Source organism: Streptomyces sp. SID10853 (assembly GCF_010548145.1).
Taxonomy (GTDB): Bacteria; Actinomycetota; Actinomycetes; order Streptomycetales; family Streptomycetaceae; genus Streptomyces.
On sequence record NZ_JAAGLN010000152.1, the window covers coordinates 1 to 17,295 of the forward strand.

Sequence of the window (17,295 nt, forward strand, 5' to 3'; positions counted from 1 at the left end):
CGGGGGCCGCGGCCCAGCCGTGCACCCCCGTGCCCGCGGTGACCAGGGCCTGCGCCCCGCCGTCGGCGGCGGAGCGGGCGTCGCGTACGGAGGCCGCGGTCATGAGACCGACGCCGGGGCCGGTCGCACCGGCCTGACCGGCGATCTCGGCGAGGTGGTGTTCCGTGTCCGTCCGCGCGTACCCGGGGCGCACCTGGGCGTTGAGCACCCAGTGCCGCTCGCCGATGCCGCCGCCCAGGGCCGCGCTGGAGATCATGCGCCGGCCGGGGCCCGGTATCCAGAGCAGCAGGGGCCAGCTCCCGCCCTCTTCCTCGCGGACCAGCAGCCGTACGTCGTCCAGGGCGCCGGGACCGGCGGTTCTCAACAGCACCCCGCACCCTAACGCGGCGGGCCTGACGCGGAGCCGGCCGCCCCGTCGTAACCCTGCGGGCCGGGTCCTCCTACTGGGCCCAGGGCCCCGCGTCGTACTGCACGGTCTGGGCCGTGACTCCCCCGCCGGCGCGGACGGCCTCGACGACGATCTGGTGGAGTTCGCGGCTGGCCCGCTCCGATCCGCAGGGCACCGGGCTGCCGACCAGCGTGAACCAGTCCGACGACCCGCTGTACTGCACGGCGAAGGACGCCTGGTCCTCCCACCACGTGGTGTGTACGGTCAGATCGCCGGTCAGCACACCGACCTCTTCCGTGCGGACTCCGCCCGGTCCCGCGAAGATTCCGCTGGTCGTCCACGAAGCCCAGGTCATGGCGCGTCGTCCTTCCGGACAGAGACAGCCGTTCGAGTGAACATGTCCGAGTATGGCACCGCCGTCCGGGGTGTGCACAACAGGTGCCGCACAGACTCTGGGCGGGTGGCCGCGCACCCATGACGGAGGGAAACGGGAATGGACCGTACAGCGCTCGACGTACTCAAGAGCACCACGGCCGAGCTCGCACCGGGCGCCGCCGACAACCGCCTCGTCCCACTGATCGCCGCCGGCACGGCGGACCGCCGCGCGCTGTCGGCGCTCGCCCTGGAGCAGCGGTACATCATCGAGAGCGACCGGAGCGCCTTCACGCATCTGGCCGAGCGGTCGGCCGCTCGCCGCGACGACGCATCTGCCGTATTCTTCGCCGGCCTCGCGGGCGGCGAGAACACCGCGGCCGAGCGCCTCGAAACGCTGATCGCCGCGTGCGGACCAGGCGCCGCCGACGTCGCGGCGTACGAGCCGATGGCCGGCTGCCAGGCGTACCCCTCGTATGTGGCGAGGCTGGCCCTGACCGCCGCGCCCGCGGAGGCGGCCCTCGCGCTGACCGCGAACTTCGCCGCCTGGGGTGGCTACTGCGCCACGATCGCCGATGGGCTGCGCACCCACTACGGCTTCGACGACGCGGCGTGCGGGTTCTTCGACTTCTTCGCCGAGCCCGCGCCCGGTGCCGAAGCCCAGGCGGCGGCCGCCGTACAGGCCGGGCTGGACAGCGGGCCCGGGCTCGACACGGCGGCCGCCCGCCGTCATGGGCGGCTGCTGCGCAGCTACGAGCTGATGTTCTGGAACACCCTCGCCGAACTGGCCTGACGGCCGGCCGGTTCAGTGTCCGGACCCCCGGTCGTCCTCAGTGTTCGGACTCCCGGTCGTCGAACTCCTCCGGGAAGGGGCAGTCCGTCCCCTGCGGCGGCTCGGGTCCGTACTCGGTCATGACGACGGTCTGCTCCACGCGCACGATGCGGTAGACCCTCTCACCGAGGATGACCTGGTCCGCCCCGTTCTCGACGGCGTCGGCGGCCTGCGCGTAGCGGACCGCCGCCACCTGAGGGTGCTCGGTGGTGCCGCGCAGGACCGCCGCCAGATCGAGCCGTGCCTCGTCCTCGCTCGGCTGGGCGGGAAACATCTGCCGCCAGCCGGCGCCTTCGAGGACCATCGCCGCGTACGCGGTGTACGGCGCCATCCGGGTCCGCTCGAAGGACGCCGACTCGACCGGGTATCGGCGGCGCAGCCTCTCCTCGCGTGCACCCGTCGCGAGGACCTGTCGTGCCTCCTCGTCGAAAGCGCTCCGGCTGCCCGCGGTCTCGTCGTGATCGCTCATGGAGCCATCATCCTGCCCGGGTCCCCGTCGCCGTAAGACGTCAGCGTGGTGTCCGGGCCGGTATGGCACGGGTGCGGCCCGCTCTCACATCAGGCCGGCCCGGTCGAGGATCCCGGTGATGGCCTTGGCCTCCTGCTCGTTGAGGCGCCGCATGGGCGGGCTCACCGTGTTGTGGGCGATGACGCCGCGGGCCTGGAGGGCGGTCTTGAACGCGCCGAGGCCCGCCGCCGTACCGGACGAGTCGGCCGGGTCGGCGGCCAGGACGATGTCGAACAGCTCGGCCAGCCGGTCCTGTTCGGCCTTGGCTGCGGCCCAGTCGCCGCGGTCCGCCGCGTCCTGGAGGCGGCGGTAGCCGTGCGGGTCGACGTTGCCGAGACCGGGGACGCAGCCGTCGGCGCCGCCGAGCAGCATGGCGTCGACGACTACCTCGTGTCCGGTCAGCAGGGCGAAGCCGGGCAGCTCCCGCAGGTCGATGGCCAGCCGCCGGAAGGACACGTCGTCGCCGCTGGAGTCCTTGACGCCGGCCAGCACCCCGTCCCTGGCCAGCGACATGATGAGCGAGCGGTCCAGTTTGTTGTTGACGCAGACCGGGATGTCGTACGCGAAGAGCGGCAGGTCGACGGCGGCGGCGATCAGCCGGAAGTGCCGGTCGATCTCGGTGGAGTGGGTGCGGGTGTAGAAGGGCGCGGTGGCGACCAGCGCGTCGACACCCTGGGCGGCCGCGGCGTGGGCGCGCTCGATGACCTTGTTGGTGGTGGTCTCGATGACTCCGGCCAGCACCGGCACCTGACCGGCGGCGGCGCCGGTGATCACATCGAGGACGGTGGCCTGCTGCTGGTCGGTGAGGTAGGCGACCTCGCCGGAACTGCCGAGTGCGAACAGCGCGTTCACTCCGCCGTCGATGAGGAAGGCGACCAGCTTCTCCAGGGAGTGCGTGTCGACCTGCCCATCGGGGGTGAGCGGGGTGACGACGGGCGGGACGACTCCGTGGATGCCGGGCGTACGGGGGGTCAAGACGTGCTCCTTGTGTGGGTGGCGGAAAGGGCGGCGGCCGGCTGGGGGTGGACGCAGTGCCACTGGTGTCCACCGCCACCGCCTTCGGTGGCCGCGGGGAACGCGGTGGCGCAGTCGTCCTCCGCCTTCCAGCAGCGCGTACGGAAAGGGCAGCCGGTCGGCGGGTTCGTCGCCGACGGCACCGGGCCTGTCAGCACGATGCGCTCGGTGTCGGTCAGCAGGCTGGGCGTGGCCGACAGGAGTGCCTCGGTGTACGGATGCGCGGGCGCCGATGCGACGGTGGAGGCGGCGCCCTGTTCCACGATCCGGCCCAGGTAGAGCACCGCAAGGCGGTCCGAGAGGTAGCGCACCGTCTGAATGTCGTGGGAGATGAACACCATGCCGAGGCCGAGCCGTGCGCGCAGGTCCATGAGCAGGTTGAGCACCTGTGCGCGGACCGAGACGTCCAGCGCGCTGGTCGGCTCGTCTGCGACGATCAGCTCGGGCTCCAGGGCGAGCGCGCGTGCGATGGCGACGCGCTGGCGCTGGCCGCCGGAGAGCCGGCCGGGCAGCGACCGGACGGTGTGGCCCGGCAGCCCGACCAGGTCGAGCAGTTCCTCGACGCGCTCCTCACGCTCGCGTACCGTGCCGCGCCGGTGCACGTCGAGCGGGTCGCGCAGGATCCGGCCCACCGGCATCCGCGGGTTGAGCGCGGTCGCCGGGTCCTGGAAGACCACGCCGACCGACGAGCCGAACTCCTGGCGTCTGCGGGCCGCGGGCATCTCCCAGAGGTCCTCTCCGCGGAACAGCATCCGTCCCTCGGTGGGCTTCTGGAGCCCGGTCAGCACCCGCGCCAGGGTGGACTTCCCACAGCCGGACTCGCCCACCAGTCCGACGATCTCCCCCTGTCCGACCCGCAGGGTGGCGTCCGTCAGGGCGTGGACGGAGTCCCGGTGGAACAGGCCGCCGCTGCGGGCGCGGTGCCGGACGTGAACGCCTTCGAGCTCGATCATCGGGCACTCTCCTCCAGCAGCGCCGGGGCCGCCGGGTGGTGGCAGGCGAAGCCGTGGTCCCCGGCGTCGCGGTCGGTCAGGGCGGGCGGGGTGGTGCGGCACAGTCCGGTGGCGGCGGAGCACCTGGAGGCGAACCGGCAGCCGGCGCCGAAGTGCTTCGGCGCGGGGACGACGCCCCGGATCTGGTGCAGCCGGTCGGAGCCGGTCTCCAGGGAGGTCACCGAGCCGAGCAGGCCGCGGCTGTAGTGGTGCGCGGGATCGGTCAGCAGCGGGCGGGTGGCGCCCACTTCGGCGATCTGTCCCGCGTACATCACCGCGACGCGGTGGGCGAGGTCGCCCACCAGGGCCAGGTCGTGGGAGACGAGGACCATGGCGAAGCCCAGCTCGTCGCGCAACTCGACCAGCAGCTCGACGACTTGGGCCTGCACGGTGACGTCGAGCGCGGTGGTCGGCTCGTCGGCGATCAGCAGCCGGGGGCTGCGGGAGAGCGCCATGGCGATCAGCACGCGCTGGCGCTGGCCGCCGGAGAGCTCGTGCGGGTAGCTGCGCAGGGTGCGCTCCGGTGCGAGCCCGACCAGTTCGAGCAGTTCGGCGGGGGTCTTGGTGCCGCCGCGCGAGGTGAGCTGCTTGAGCTGCTTCCCCACCAGGACGGACGGGTTGAGCGAGGACAGCGCGTCCTGGTAGACCATCGCGATCTCGGGGCCCGCCAGGGCGCGGCGTTCCGCGGGGCCGAGGGTGAGCAGGTCCCGGCCGCGGTACTCGATGCTGCCGCTGACCTCGGCGTTGCGGGCCAGCAGCCCCATGACGGCGAGGCTGGTGATGCTCTTGCCGCAGCCCGACTCGCCGACGAGCCCGAGGGTCTCGCCCTCGTGGACGGTGAAGGAGATGCCGTCGACGACCTGGACGTCGCCGTAGCGGTCCGGGAAGCGGATGGCGAGGTCCCGCACGCTGAGCAGGGCGGGCGCCGCGGCCGGCACGGGCTTGATCCGGGACGGCGTACGGAGCACCTGGGCGGCCAGCCGGGACAGCGCCACATCCACGGTGTCCCGGTCCGCGCGCTGCCCGGCCCGGTCTCCCGCTTCGGTCTCGGCCGCCGCGTCAACGGCCGGCTCGTCGTCCGCCGGGGCTGGTGCGGGGGCGGCGGCGACAGCGGCGGTGGCGGCCGGGTCCACCTGGTCGGCGCGGGCCTGGCCCGGTGCGGCCGATGCGTCGGTCAGGCCCTCGGAGAGGATGTTGAGGGCCAGCACGGTGACCAGCAGGACGAGGCCGGGGAAGAGCGTGGCCCACCAGCCGCCGGACAGCAGGATCTGCCGGCCGTACGAGAGGACGTTGCCCCAGCTGGGCTCGGGGTCCTGCACGCCCGCGCCGATGAAGGAGAGACTCGCCTCGAAGATGATCGCTTCGGCGACGAGCACGGTCGCGAAGACCATGACGGGCGCCGCGCAGTTGACCGCGACATGGCGCCGGACGATGTAGCCGCGGCGGGCGCCGATGACCTTCTCGGCCGCCACGTAGTCCTCGCCGTACTGGGAGAGGACGTTGGCGCGTACCACGCGGGCCAGCGACGGGACGTAGACGAAGGCGATGGTGAAGATCAGGACAGGCACGCTGGAGCCGAAGACCGTGACGAGTACGGCGGCCAGGGCGATCGGGGGGAACGACATGACGATGTCCAGGGTGCGCATCACCGATTCGTCGCCCCACCTGGGCGACGTGGCGGCGAACGACCCGATGACCGCGCCGAGTACGACGGCCACGGCGGTGGCGCCGAGACCGATCATCAGCGAGTACCGGGCGCCGAACACGACCCGGGCGAAGATGTCGCGGCCCACCCGGTCGGTGCCGAACCAGTGGTGTGCGCCGGGGGCCTGGACGGGCACGCCGGTCGCGAGCGGATCGGGGGCGAGCAGCGGTGCGAGGACCGCGGCGAGCACGACGACCACCAGCAGGCACAGGGCGATGCGGGAAGTGACCGGCAGCGAGCGGAAGCGGATGCCGGGGCGGGAGAGCCTCTTGACGAGGCCGAGGCGGCCAGTGAACATGTCACACCGTCCTGATGCGCGGGTTGACCAGCAGACAGAGCAGGTCGACGATGACGTTGACGACCAGGAACGCGATGGCGATCGTGAGGACAGTGCCCTGCACCAGCGCCACGTCTCCCCCGGTGACACCTTCGAGAATCAGCTTGCCCATGCCGGGCAGGTCGAAGATGGCCTCGATGACGACCGCGCCGCTGAGCAGGTAGCCGACCTTGATACCGAGGACGGTGAGCGGGGTGACGAGCGCGTTGCGCAGCACTCCGCGGATGACGAGCATCCGGGGAAGCCCGTTGCCGGTGGCGGTGCGTACGTAGTCACGGTCGAGTTCGGTGACCATCGAGGTACGGATCAGCCGGGCCAGCGACGCGGCCACCGGGACGGCCAGCGAGATGGCGGGCAGGGTCATACAGCGCAGCCAGCCGGTGAAGGAGTCCGCGGGGTTGGTGTAGCCGCCGGTCGGGAAGACCGGGGACCTCAGGGCGAACTGCTGGATGAGCAGCACCCCGAGCCAGAACGAGGGCACCGCGACACCGGCCATGGACAGCACCCGGATCAGCTGGTCGGGCCAGCGGTCGCGGAAGACGGCGCCGGTCACGCCGAGCGCGACGGCGAGCACGACGGCCAGGAGGAGCCCCAGCAGGGTGAGTTCGAGGGTGAGCGGGAAGGCCACGGAGATCCGGTCGGCGACCGGCTGGCTCGGCGGTACGGTCACACCGAGGTTCCCGTGGACCAGTTCCTTGAGGAAGTCGAGATAGCGTACGGGGAGCGGGTCGTTGAGGCCGTTGGCCTGTGCGAAGGCCGCGCGTGCGGCTGCGGTCGAGCTCTCTCCGAGGGCGTTGTAGGCCGGGTCCGAGGGAGAGAACTGCAGCACCACGAAGACCAGCAGTGTGATGCCGAGGATCATCACCGGCATCATCGCGATGCGCCGCAGAGCGAGCCGGAGGAAAGCAACCATCGTGAGGTTCCTTGCGATATGGGAGGGTGCGGCCGGCGCCGGGTGCGGCCGGCGCCGGCGCTCCGGTCAGGCGCGGGCGACGTCCAGGAACGACAGTCCGGTGGTGGGGACCGGCTTGAATCCGGAGAGTGCGCTGCTGTCCCATGCGGTGGGCAGCTTGCGGTGCAGCACCGGGTAGAGGGGGGCCTGCTCGGCGACGATGTCCGTGGCCTGGGTCCACAGCTTCTTGCGCGCGGTCTCGTCGGTGGCCTCGGCTGCCTGGTCGAGCAGCTTGACGACCTTCCTGGCCTCGGCCGTGCCCGACCAGTGGAACCGGGTCTCGGGCCAGGTGCCCACGTAGAACCAGCGCATCAGCAGGTCGACGTCGTTGCCGAAGACCGAGGGGTCGCCGGGGGCGACGAGCACCTCGAAGTCGTTCTGGTCGACCTTGGCGTACTGCGCGGAGGACTGCCCGATGTCGAGGGTGGTCGTGACGCCGACGGCGTCCCAGCACTCCTTGATCAGCGGGGCGATGTCCTGGACCCAGGACGTGTCGGTGAGCAGCAGCTTCACCTTGAGGCCGCGGACGCCGGCGTCCTTGAGCAGCTTCTGGGCCTTGGCCTTGTCGTATCCGTAGACCGTGGTGGCCCGGTGGTAGTCGGGGTGCGTGGTCTGCAGATAGCCGGACGCGGCGGTCGCGCCGCCGCCCATCGCGGTCTTGATGATCTTCTCGGTGTCCAGGGCGTAGTGCAGGGCCTGGCGGACCCGCTTGTCGTTGTAGGGCGCCTTGGAGCAGTTGAACATCAGGAAGAGGTTCCCGAAGGACTGCGCCGACTCGACCTTGGACTTCTTGGCCAGGCCGGCCATGTCGATGTACGGCACGTCCTCGATGGCCTGGACGCGGCCGGACTGCATGGCGCTGACCCGGGCGGACGCGTCGGCGACCAGGTTCCAGACCATGTCGTCGGCCTTGGCCGGGTAGCGGCCGTTGTAGGCGGCGTACTTCTTGAAGACGATCTTGTCTTCGCGGGTGGCGGAGACCAGCCGGTAGGGGCCGGATCCGACGGGCTTGGCGTCGAAGCCCTTCTGATCGGCCTGGACGATCTTCTTGGGCACGATCTTGGCGACCGATATGCGCGAAGGGAACAGCGCGAAGGGGTACTTGAGCTTGAACTCGACGGTCTTCGTGTCAACAGCCTTGACGCTCTTGAGGAACGGCAGGAACTGCGCCATGAGCGACGCGTTCTTCACGTCCAGGATGCGTTCGAAGCTGAAGACGACATCGTCCGGTGTGACGGCCGAACCGTCGTGGAAGGTCGCACCGTCGCGCAGTGTGGCGTGGTACGTGGTGGTGTTCACCTTGACCGGCATCCTGGTGGCCAGTGCCGGACGGGCGGCGAGGGTCACCGGGTCCAGGTCCACCAGGCCCTCGAAGATGTGCCAGTTGGCCGCGACCGGGGTGGCACCGGAGGAGGTCATCGGGTCGAAGCCGGTGGACAGGGCGTAGGAGATGCCGGCTTCGATCGTGCCGCTCCCGGACGTGCCGCCGCTGGAGGACCCCGCCCCCCTGGTGGAGGCAGGGCCGCCGCAGGCGGCGAGCGTGCCCGTGAACGCGGCGGCGGCGCCCACCGCCCCGGCGAGGCGCAGAAAACTGCGGCGGTCGGCTCTGGCAGGTGTCGTCCGAGACACGGGTCCTCCTAGTGCGGGGGAACGGAACAGCGACGGCACGGGACAAGAAAATTTGTCCGATGTCTGATGTCTGATGGCTGGTAACGTGTGAACGTAGCTGGGACAAGGAGAGGGGTCAAGGGGTGGAGAGCCGACAAATCCTGAAAGAGCGTCAGGGGCGTTCCCTGCTGAGACAGGAGGTCAGCGAGGGAATCAAGCGGTACATCCTGGAGAACAAGCTCCGACCGGGGGACCCGCTGCCCACCGAGAGCGAACTGAGCGCCACGCTCGGCGCGAGCCGGTCGAGCGTGCGCGAGGCGGTCAAGACCCTCGACGCACTGGACATCGTCGAGGTGCGGCACGGCCACGGCACCTATGTCGGCAGGCTCAGCCTCTCCGCGCTGGTGGAGGGGCTCACCTTCCGCGGACTGCTCAGCCGCGACGACGACTTCAAGGTCATGTCCGACCTGGTGGACGTACGCGAGCTGTTCGAGCGCGGGATGGCGGAGCGCATCCTCACCTCCCTGGACAGCGACCATCTCCGCAGCCTCTACCGCCTCGTGGACGACATGGAGCGCTCGAAGAGCGGCGACGGCACGGGCTTCGTCGAGGCGGACCGCGCCTTCCACGCCCTGCTGGTCGAACCGCTCGGCAACGAGCTGATCGGACAGTTGTCGCTCGCGTTCTGGGATGTGTACACCATCGTCGTGCCGCATCTCGGCGTGATCACCAGCAAGGACGAGGCCGAGACCGTGGCCAACCACCGCAGGATCGTCGACGCCGCCCACGCCGCCCACGCCGGCGACACCGACGCCTTCACCCGCGCCATCGCCGAGCACTACGCGCCGGTCAGGCGACGGGTGCAGGAGGCCAGGGAGGCCGACGCGGCCGGCTGACCTGCCCCCTCCGGCACTCCGGGTCCGTTTCCTCACCTTGACGAGGGAACGGACCCGTTCTATGGTCACAAACCTTATGACATCTGACGTCATACATCAGGTCGTGGAGGGCTACCCGCATGCCGCTGACGGATCTCACCCGTGATGAGTGCTTCGACTACCGCTCCGAAGCGAAACCTCCGGCGGACTTCGACGCCTTCTGGGACCGCACACTCGCTCAGGCCCCGGAGGCCGAGCCGGCCTTCACCCCCGTGGACTGCGGCCTCGGCCAGATCCGCGTCCAGGACGTGACCTTCACCGGCTACGACGGCGCACCGGTGCGCGGCTGGCTCCACCTTCCGGCCGGGGAGCCCCAACTCCGCGGCTGCGTCGTGGAGTTCCTGGGGTACGGCCGCGGCCGCGGGCTGGCGCACGAGAACCTGCTCTGGGCATCGGCCGGTTACGCGCATCTGCTGATGGACACCCGTGGCCAGGGCTGGTCGGCTGCGGCAGGCGACACCGGAGACGAAGGCCCCGGCGGCGCCGGCTCGGTGCCCGGCTTCCTCACCCGGGGCGTCGAGTCCCCCGACACCCACTACTACCGGCGGCTGTACACGGACGCGGTCCGCTGTGTGGAGGCCGCCCGCAGCCACCCCGAGGTGGACCCCGAGCGGATGGTCGTGACGGGCCACAGCCAGGGCGGCGGGATCGCACTCGCCGTGTCCGCGCTCGTGCCGGGGCTGGCCGGTGTCCTGCCCGACGTGCCGTTCCTGTGCGACGTACGGCGCGGGGCGGAGCGCGCTGCGCTGGGCCCGTACACCGAGGTCGCCACCTATCTCCAGCTGCACAGGGACCGTGCCGGCAGCGTCTTCGAAACGCTCTCCTACTTCGACGGCGTGCACTTCGCGGCGCGGGCCACGGCCCCCGCTCTCTTCTCCGTCGCCCTGATGGACCCGGTCTGCCCGCCGTCGACCTGCTTCGGCGCCTACCACTCGTACGCCGGCCCGAAGCAGGTCGAGGTCTACGGCTTCAACGGCCACGAGGGCGGCGGCGAACACCACCGCGCCCTCCAGCTGGCCCGGGTCCGTGAGCTGATCGGCTGACCGCTGCGGGCCCTCCCGCTCCCCCGCCGTCAGCCGAGGCCCGCCAGCACGTCCGCGACCCGTCCGCTCAGGACGGGCGCGTTCGCCGCCCCGTTGGACTGCGTCCCCACGATCCGGACCGGGGCGGTGCCGGTGCAGCTGACCGTCAGGTTCGACAGGGTGCACCCCGACAGCAGCCATCCGGTGCCCGCCAGGTCGTTGGCCCGGATGTCCGTGTACCAGAGGGTGTTGCCGGTGAAGGTGGGCGGCAGCAGCCCGTCGACCACGATGCCTGCTCCGGGGTCCTGTACGGAACCGCCGACGGGGAAAGCCGCGTTGGCGCTCCAGAGCGCCTTCGCGCCGCCGTCCGAGTGGTTGAAGGTGTTGCCGCTGAGCGTGCCGTGGTTCCAGTTGTCCGACGTCAGGGTTCCGTACGGGCTGGTGCGCGCGAAGGAGTAGTAGGCGCCGTAGCAGCCCATCACCGAGTTGCCGTTGACCGTCCAGTTGCCCGACGAGTTCCAGACGGCGAGTCGGCAGTACGAGAAGGTGTTGTCGCCGAGGACCGAGTACTCGCTCCGGTCGGCGATGGAGACACCGAAATAGCAGCGCTCGAAGGTGTTGCCCCGGAGTTTGCAGCGGTAGGCGAAGTAGTCGTCGGAGGCCGAGCCGGTGACGACGACGCCCGCTCCCCGCCAGTACGAGAAGTCGCAGTCGACGACCCGGGCGTTGGTGCAGCGCTCCAGCCGGAGTCCGACATGCGCGAAGGAGGCGGCCGAGCCCAGTGGATCGGCCGCTCTGCCGAGGAATCTGATACCGGTGAGCGAGATGTCGTGCCTGCCGGTCGCTCTCAGGGCGCCGACCGTGTCACCGGTGACCGTGACCGTAGCGCCGTTGCCCACGATGCGGCAGCCGTCGGGCAGTTCGACCGTGGACGACAGGGTGTAAGTGGCGCCCGGTACCAGCTGCACCTGCGGCGAGGCCGCCAGTACTGCCGCCCAGTCGGCGTCCACGGCCAGGACCGGGAGGCCCGTCGCGGCCGTGGCCGCACGCGCGGGAACGGCGGGAGCGATGGCGGTCGCGGTGCCCGCTGCCGCCATCACGGCCAGCGCCCGTCGGCTGAGCGGCGTGCCGCCCGGTCCTGGATTCATGTCTGCCGCATCTCCTCTGTCGTCTCTGTTGTCTCTGTCATCTCTGTTGTCTCTGTTGTCTCTGTCTCTTTGGTCATCGGCCTGCCGTGCACCTGGTCACGTGCCGGGCGGTCGTGACCGATCAGGACTGCCGTGCCCAGTCGGGAGTGAAGCTGCTGAAGACGATGCCCCCGGTGTCACCGATCTCGTAGAGGTCGCCGATCACCCCGTTGTTGAGGACCGCCGTCGTCGAATAGCCGGCCGCGCCCGACTTGATCAGCACCTGGTGCGGCCAGGTCACACCGTCGTCCTCGCTCATCCGCACGGTCAGCTCGTCACGGTCGGCCGCCGACGCGTTGTTGCTCTGCACCGTGACGGGGGTGAGGGTGGGATATCCGCCGGCGCCGACATCGGTGGGCCTGAGGTACGAGATCTCGTCCGCGTTGCAACCGGGGTCGATCAGACCGGAGTTCCAGGCCGGACCGAAGGCGCCCGCGACGTTCCGGCCGGCGGCCGTGTCCGCGGCGGTGGCGTACCAGCGGTTGCCTCCGCTGTTGGACCTCAGGTTCTGCACCACCTGACCGCTGCCGCGCTGGATGGCCTTGTTCTCGTTCACACCGCTCGCCGCCGACGCGCCCGCGTGCCAGGTCGCGCCGTGGTCGTCGGAGTAGATGTTGCCCGCGTGGTCGGCCCCGTCCTGGTGGTAGACGATCGGCTGGACGAGACGGCCGTCGGAGAGCTGGATGCCATGCCCCGAAGAGGCGAACATCCCGGCCCACGCGACGTTCTTGACCTGCGGGTTCAGATCCACCGGGCTGCTCCAGGTGGCGCCGTTGTCCGTGGAGGAGATCACCCGGATGTGCAGGGCGGTGGGGTCGGTCGCCGAGTTCGAGCCGGCCTTCGAGCCCGCGTAGCCGATGCCGGGCGCGGGCGAGTAGTTGATGAACGCGAAGACCTTGCCGTCCGCCCCGGCGGAACGGTCCACCAGGAGGCTGCTGTCGCCGTACCCCTCGCTGGTGGTCGCCGCGTGCGCGACCGCGGACGCGCCGGTCCAGGTGGCGCCGCCGTCGGTGCTGCGCCGCATGGCCACCTGGATGTTGTTGCTGCCGCCGCCCAGGTCGCTGGAGCTGTCGATACGGGCGTCGGCCATGGCGATGACGGTGCCGTTGTTGGTGACGGCCATCGACGGGATACGGACCGACTTGGCGGTGCCGGTGTAGCTCTCGTAGCCGCTGCCGTCCGCCTTGGCGCGGTTCAGGCCCGTGATCGCGGTTCCCGCAGTGGTGGACGTGTGGGCGGAGAAGAGCGTCTGGGCGTTCATCCCGGGCGTCCCCGCGGCCAGTCCGCAGTGCACGGTCCCGCTCTCGGTGCGGTCGAAGCCGGTGGCCGTCGTCCTGATCCGGTACGCGGTTCCGTCGTCGGCCGTCCAGGACAGGGTGTCGTCCGAGCTGCGCGCCGCGACGGTCCGGGTCCAGGGCGAGCCGGAGCGTCCCTCCCACGCCACGGTGAAGGTCTTCGAGGTGTCGGACCGGTTGACCAGGGTGAGCTTCAGCCGGTGGGCCGCGGGCAGCGAGCCGTCGGCGTTGCGCGGACACTCCGCGCTGATCTGCGCGGCCATCGACCGGCTGCAGTCCAGGGTGCCCGTCGTGGTCCTGTCCAGGCCCTGGGGTGTGGTGGTGCGGAACGAGTAGTCCGTACCACTGGGCTTGGAGAAGTACAGATCGGTACGGTCACCGGCGGCCACCGTGCGGGTCCAGGTCCCGGTACCGGCCCAGGTCACCGTGAAGGTGGTCGCCGCGTCGGTGGGGTTGAGCAGCGCCACCCGGATCCGGCTGCTGGTGCAGTCCTGGCTGACCACGGCCGACTGGCTGCCGTCCGCGGCGAGGGCCGGGCCCGTCGTCGCCACCGTGGCCGCGGCGAGCGTCGCCACCACCGCCGACAGGGCAACGACCAGTCTCCGCAAGGCTGCTGGTGCTCTCCACGTCAATGCCATCTGCTCGGACGCTCCTTGGTGCGAGAGGGGAGTTGAAGGACGAGGGGACAAGAAGGACCACAAATCATTCGACACATGACATCAGACGTCACATGTCGAGTGGTTCGAGACCTTAGGAGCGGGCGGACGGAGGCGTCAATAGGCAGGTACCGCGGGCCAGTTCCCCAGGACGACGGCGACGGCCCCGCGGTCAGGGCCGCGGGGCCGTCGATACGTGGTGAATGATCCGTTCGGTACGTTCTCCGTCCGTTCTCCGGTACGGTCAGGGCCGGCCGAGGGAGAAGGCCGCCGCCAGCTCGCGCCACTCGGCGCGCGGCAGATCGCTGTGCGGGTCTGCCGTCAGCACCTGGAGCGCCACATGGTCGGCGCCCGCCGCGCGGTAGGCGTCGACCCGGGCCCGCGCCGTATCCAGGTCGCCCAGGGCGAAGAGCGCGTCGAGCAGCCGGTTGCTGCCGCCCCCGGTGAAGTCGGCTTCCTCGAAGCCGAGCCGCAGCAGATTGCTGGTGTAGTTGGGGAGTTGCAGGTACATCGACAGCGTTTCCCGTGCGACGGTGCGCGCCCGGTCGAGGTCGGTGTCGAGTACCACCTTCAGCTCGGGGGCCAGGAGGGCGTCGGGGCCGAGGGTGGCGCGGGCCTGCGCGGTGTGCTCGGCGGTGACCAGATAGGGGTGCGCCCCGGCGGCACGCGCGGCGGACAGCTTCAGCATCTTCGGGCCGAGCGCGGCCAGCACCCGGCGGGCGGCGGGCACCGGGTCGGACGCGGCGTCCAGGGCATCGAGGTAGGCGACCATCTCCGAGTACGGCCGGGCGTACTGCGGGGTGAGGGCGTCATGGCTGACCCCGATACCGAGCACGAACCGGCCCGGGTGGCGCTTCTCGATCCGGGCGATCTGCTCCGCGACATCGGCAGCGCTGTGCTGCCAGATGCTGAGGATGCCGGTGGCGACGGTGATGCGCCGCGTCGCGTCGACGACGGGCACCACCTCTTCCATGGAGGGACTGCCGCCGATCCAGAGGGTGCCGTAGCCGAGCTCGTCCAGCTCGGCCACGGCCTCGGACACTTCACCGCGGCGGCCGGGGTCGGCGGGGTGCAGGGCCCCGCTCCAGATGCCGATGGTGCCGAAACGCGCGTGTACGTCAGAGGTCTCAGAAGTCATGGAGACTCCAACCGGCTCCGGCCCGGCCCCTATTCCGGTGTTCCGGCATTCTCCCCCGATCGGCCGAGCGCACCGGCCACTCCCCCGGCGCGCGGGGGCCGGTCGGCGCGGGTCGGCCCCACGGGGTCAGCTCTCGCGGTTCAGTCGGTGCGGAGCCCGGCCAGCTGCTGTGCGAACGGCACCACGTTCGCGTAGATGTCGTCCTCGTCCGCACGGAGGCTGTCCGCACCGAGGCCGTCTCCATGGGCACGGTCCGCATGGACACGGTCCGCATGGGCACTGTCCGCATGGGCACTGTCCGCACTGGCGCCCTCGCCAAGGGCACCATCCCCGGAGGTGCCGTCCGTGCGGACGGGGTCGGCAGCCGGCCGGCCCGCCATCAGCGCGGCCAGCTCCCGCCCGGCCCGCTCGATGCGGTCGGGCAGGCTGCCGTCGGCGTCGCCGTCCGAACCCCAGTCCTCGGATGCCGCGTACACGGCGGTCGGGACGACCACCGCCCGCAAGTAGCCGAAGAGCGGGCGCATCGCGTGTTCCAGTACGAGCGAATGGCGCGCGGTGCCACCGGTCGCGGCGACGAGCACCGGCGTACCGGCCAGCGCCGTGTTGTCGATCAGGTCGAAGAACGACTTGAAGAGCCCGCTGTACGAGGCGGTGAAGACCGGCGTCACCGCGATCAGCCCGTCCGCTCCCGTCACCGCGTCGATGGCATCGCGCAGGACGGGGTCCGGGAAACCGGTCACCAGGTGGTTGGCGATGGCGGTCGCCAGATCGCGTATCTCCACGACCCGGACCTCGGTCTCCCTGCCGTCGAGTGCGCCGGCCGTGGCCTGCGTCAGCCGGTCGGCCAGCAGCCTGGTCGACGACGGCCGGCCGAGACCGGCCGAGACGGCCACCAGTTTCACGGCGGTCATGCCGCCACCTCCTCGCTCCCGGCCACCCGGCCGCCGTCACGCGCGGCGACCAGTGCCGCATGGGTGGGCCCGTCCGGCACCTCCGCCGGCCGGCCCTTCGCGAACTCCTCGCGCAGCACCGGCACGACCTCTTCGCCGAGGATGTCGAGCTGTTCGAGGACGGTCTTCAGGGGCAGCCCCGCGTGGTCCATCAGGAAGAGCTGCCGCTGGTAGTCACCGAAGGAGTCCCGGAAGGCCAGCGTCTTGTCGATGACCTCCTGCGGACTGCCGACGGTCAGCGGTGTCTGCTCGGTGAACTCCTCCAGCGAGGGGCCGTGCCCGTACACCGGTGCGTTGTCGAAGTACGGCCGGAACTCCCGTACGGCGTCCTGCGAGTTCTTCCGCATGAACACCTGGCCGCCGAGGCCCACGACGGCCTGCTGGGGCGTCCCGTGCCCGTAGAAGGCGAAGCGCTCCCGGTAGAACGAGATCAGCCGCTTGAAGTGGTCCTTCGGCCAGAAGATGTTGTTGGCGAAGAAGCCGTCGCCGTAGTACGCGGCCTGCTCGGCGATCTCGGGGCTGCGGATCGAGCCGTGCCAGACGAACGGCGGCACACCGTCGAGGGGCCGCGGCGTGGCGGTGAAGCTCTGCAGCGGTGTACGGAACTTGCCCTCCCAGTCCACGACGTCGTTGCGCCACAGCTCGTGCAGCAGTGCGTAGTTCTCCACGGCGAGCGGGATCCCCTGGCGGATGTCCTGCCCGAACCACGGGTAGACCGGGCCGGTGTTCCCGCGCCCCATCATCAGGTCGACGCGGCCGTCGGCCAGATGCTGGAGCATCGCGTAGTCCTCGGCGATCTTCACCGGGTCGTTCGTCGTGATGAGGGTGGTGGAGGTGGAGAGGATGATGTTCTCGGTGCGGCCCGCGATATGGCCGAGCAGCGTGGTGGGGGACGACGGCACGAACGGCGGGTTGTGGTGCTCACCGGTCGCGAAGACGTCGAGCCCGACCTCCTCGGCCTTGAGCGCGATGGCGACCATCGCCTTGATCCGCTCGTGCTCGGACGGCGCCTTCCCCGTGGTCGGGTCGGTCGTGACGTCGCCGACGGTGAAGATTCCGAACTGCATCGCGCTCACACCTCTCGAAGTCGATAGTTGAATGTTGAACTGAATCGTACAACGGTCGGCCCCCCGTCCGTATTCCGGCCCCGGTGCGCGGCCGGACGGCGGCGCTCAGGCGACTGCTCGGGCTGCTCGGGCGCCCGCGCCACCGCGCGTTCAACCGGGTGAGGCGCCGCACCCTCGGCCCGCCCGGTGCCGTTTGGCACGGCGACAGCACGGACGGTCACCGGCAGAGGGAGTACGGATGCACAGCAGAGCAGTACGGCACGGCGGGAGGCTCGCCCTGACGGCGCTGGCCGCGTCGCTGGCGATGGCGGCCCCGGCCCTGGCGTCCGCCGGAGCC

16 protein-coding genes are annotated in these 17,295 nt (G+C 70.7%); 3 read left to right on the plus strand and 13 right to left on the minus strand.

Annotated elements, in window-relative coordinates; translation table 11 throughout:
• Together G3I19_RS24550 and G3I19_RS24555 are read right to left on the minus strand one after the other, a co-directional pair.
• Positions 1 to 370, minus strand: a 370-nt coding sequence (locus tag G3I19_RS24550) for an adenosylcobinamide amidohydrolase (RefSeq protein ID WP_343235195.1), incomplete at its 3' end; no start/stop codon positions are given.
• Positions 371 to 440: 70 nt separating this feature from the next.
• Positions 441 to 743, minus strand: coding sequence for a hypothetical protein (locus G3I19_RS24555; protein ID WP_164265873.1), 303 nt, complete (start codon positions 741 to 743; stop codon positions 441 to 443).
• A gap of 138 nt (positions 744 to 881) precedes the next feature.
• Between G3I19_RS24555 and G3I19_RS24560 the strand changes: the two genes are divergently transcribed.
• Positions 882 to 1,553, plus strand: coding sequence for a transcriptional regulator (locus G3I19_RS24560; RefSeq protein WP_164265874.1), 672 nt, complete (start codon positions 882 to 884; stop codon positions 1,551 to 1,553).
• A gap of 37 nt (positions 1,554 to 1,590) precedes the next feature.
• Here the strand turns inward: G3I19_RS24560 and G3I19_RS24565 are convergent, their stop codons facing one another.
• From G3I19_RS24565 to G3I19_RS24590, 6 genes are all read right to left on the minus strand, one after another.
• Entirely contained in the window at positions 1,591 to 2,061 is a 471-nt protein-coding gene (locus G3I19_RS24565) for a DUF5954 family protein (protein WP_164265875.1), read from the minus strand.
• Between the two features lie 84 nt (positions 2,062 to 2,145).
• Positions 2,146 to 3,075 carry a dihydrodipicolinate synthase family protein gene (locus G3I19_RS24570; protein WP_164265876.1) on the minus strand — a complete coding sequence of 310 codons (930 nt, stop codon included), beginning with the start codon at positions 3,073 to 3,075 and terminating at the stop codon, positions 2,146 to 2,148.
• Positions 3,072 to 4,067 carry an ABC transporter ATP-binding protein gene (locus tag G3I19_RS24575; protein WP_164265877.1) on the minus strand — a complete coding sequence of 332 codons (996 nt, stop codon included), beginning with the start codon at positions 4,065 to 4,067 and terminating at the stop codon, positions 3,072 to 3,074. Before G3I19_RS24575 ends, G3I19_RS24570 begins: the two co-directional genes overlap by 4 nt.
• Positions 4,064 to 6,109 (minus strand): dipeptide/oligopeptide/nickel ABC transporter permease/ATP-binding protein, encoded by a 2,046-nt coding sequence (locus tag G3I19_RS24580; RefSeq protein WP_164265878.1) that lies wholly within the window; start codon positions 6,107 to 6,109, stop codon positions 4,064 to 4,066. Before G3I19_RS24580 ends, G3I19_RS24575 begins: the two co-directional genes overlap by 4 nt.
• A 1-nt stretch (position 6,110) precedes the next feature.
• Positions 6,111 to 7,061, minus strand: a complete 951-nt coding sequence (locus G3I19_RS24585) for an ABC transporter permease (RefSeq protein WP_164265879.1) — start codon at positions 7,059 to 7,061, stop codon at positions 6,111 to 6,113.
• A 66-nt stretch (positions 7,062 to 7,127) separates the two neighbouring features.
• Positions 7,128 to 8,729 carry an ABC transporter substrate-binding protein gene (locus tag G3I19_RS24590; protein ID WP_343235196.1) on the minus strand — a complete coding sequence of 534 codons (1,602 nt, stop codon included), beginning with the start codon at positions 8,727 to 8,729 and terminating at the stop codon, positions 7,128 to 7,130.
• Positions 8,730 to 8,866: 137 nt separating this feature from the next.
• Between G3I19_RS24590 and G3I19_RS24595 the strand changes: the two genes are divergently transcribed.
• Positions 8,867 to 9,604: a FadR/GntR family transcriptional regulator gene (locus G3I19_RS24595; RefSeq protein ID WP_164265887.1), complete on the plus strand. Its 738-nt coding sequence runs from the start codon at positions 8,867 to 8,869 to the stop codon at positions 9,602 to 9,604.
• Between the two features lie 119 nt (positions 9,605 to 9,723).
• Complete coding sequence (locus G3I19_RS24600; protein ID WP_164265880.1) at positions 9,724 to 10,686, plus strand: acetylxylan esterase; 963 nt, start codon at positions 9,724 to 9,726, stop codon at positions 10,684 to 10,686.
• Between the two features lie 29 nt (positions 10,687 to 10,715).
• Here G3I19_RS24600 and G3I19_RS24605 read toward each other — a convergent pair whose 3' ends face one another.
• From G3I19_RS24605 to G3I19_RS24625, 5 genes are all read right to left on the minus strand, one after another.
• Positions 10,716 to 11,813 carry a right-handed parallel beta-helix repeat-containing protein gene (locus G3I19_RS24605; RefSeq protein WP_164265881.1) on the minus strand — a complete coding sequence of 366 codons (1,098 nt, stop codon included), beginning with the start codon at positions 11,811 to 11,813 and terminating at the stop codon, positions 10,716 to 10,718.
• Between the two features lie 121 nt (positions 11,814 to 11,934).
• Entirely contained in the window at positions 11,935 to 13,785 is a 1,851-nt protein-coding gene (locus G3I19_RS24610) for an exo-alpha-sialidase (protein WP_164265882.1), read from the minus strand.
• A 262-nt stretch (positions 13,786 to 14,047) separates the two neighbouring features.
• Positions 14,048 to 14,941, minus strand: coding sequence for an LLM class F420-dependent oxidoreductase (locus G3I19_RS24615; RefSeq protein WP_164265883.1), 894 nt, complete (start codon positions 14,939 to 14,941; stop codon positions 14,048 to 14,050).
• 140 nt (positions 14,942 to 15,081) lie between these two features.
• A complete protein-coding gene (locus G3I19_RS24620; protein ID WP_164265884.1) occupies positions 15,082 to 15,852 on the minus strand; it encodes an FMN reductase in 771 nt (256 codons plus the stop codon).
• Entirely contained in the window at positions 15,849 to 16,958 is a 1,110-nt protein-coding gene (locus G3I19_RS24625) for an LLM class flavin-dependent oxidoreductase (RefSeq protein WP_164265885.1), read from the minus strand. The genes G3I19_RS24620 and G3I19_RS24625 overlap by 4 nt, the downstream gene beginning before the upstream one ends.
• Positions 16,959 to 17,295 lie beyond the last annotated feature (337 nt).

Bases quoted from the DNA above. Each gene is read 5' to 3' on its own strand.
- G3I19_RS24555 (WP_164265873.1), bottom strand. From the start codon at position 743: ATGACCTGGGCTTCGTGGACGACCAGCGGAATCTTCGCGGGACCGGGC.
- G3I19_RS24560 (WP_164265874.1), top strand. From the start codon at position 882: ATGGACCGTACAGCGCTCGACGTACTCAAGAGCACCACGGCCGAGCTC.
- G3I19_RS24565 (WP_164265875.1), bottom strand. From the start codon at position 2,061: ATGAGCGATCACGACGAGACCGCGGGCAGCCGGAGCGCTTTCGACGAG.
- G3I19_RS24575 (WP_164265877.1), bottom strand. From the start codon at position 4,067: ATGATCGAGCTCGAAGGCGTTCACGTCCGGCACCGCGCCCGCAGCGGC.
- G3I19_RS24580 (WP_164265878.1), bottom strand. From the start codon at position 6,109: ATGTTCACTGGCCGCCTCGGCCTCGTCAAGAGGCTCTCCCGCCCCGGC.
- G3I19_RS24585 (WP_164265879.1), bottom strand. From the start codon at position 7,061: ATGGTTGCTTTCCTCCGGCTCGCTCTGCGGCGCATCGCGATGATGCCG.
- G3I19_RS24600 (WP_164265880.1), top strand. From the start codon at position 9,724: ATGCCGCTGACGGATCTCACCCGTGATGAGTGCTTCGACTACCGCTCC.
- G3I19_RS24605 (WP_164265881.1), bottom strand. From the start codon at position 11,813: ATGAATCCAGGACCGGGCGGCACGCCGCTCAGCCGACGGGCGCTGGCC.
- G3I19_RS24610 (WP_164265882.1), bottom strand. From the start codon at position 13,785: ATGGCATTGACGTGGAGAGCACCAGCAGCCTTGCGGAGACTGGTCGTT.
- G3I19_RS24615 (WP_164265883.1), bottom strand. From the start codon at position 14,941: ATGACTTCTGAGACCTCTGACGTACACGCGCGTTTCGGCACCATCGGC.
- G3I19_RS24620 (WP_164265884.1), bottom strand. From the start codon at position 15,852: ATGACCGCCGTGAAACTGGTGGCCGTCTCGGCCGGTCTCGGCCGGCCG.
- G3I19_RS24625 (WP_164265885.1), bottom strand. From the start codon at position 16,958: ATGCAGTTCGGAATCTTCACCGTCGGCGACGTCACGACCGACCCGACC.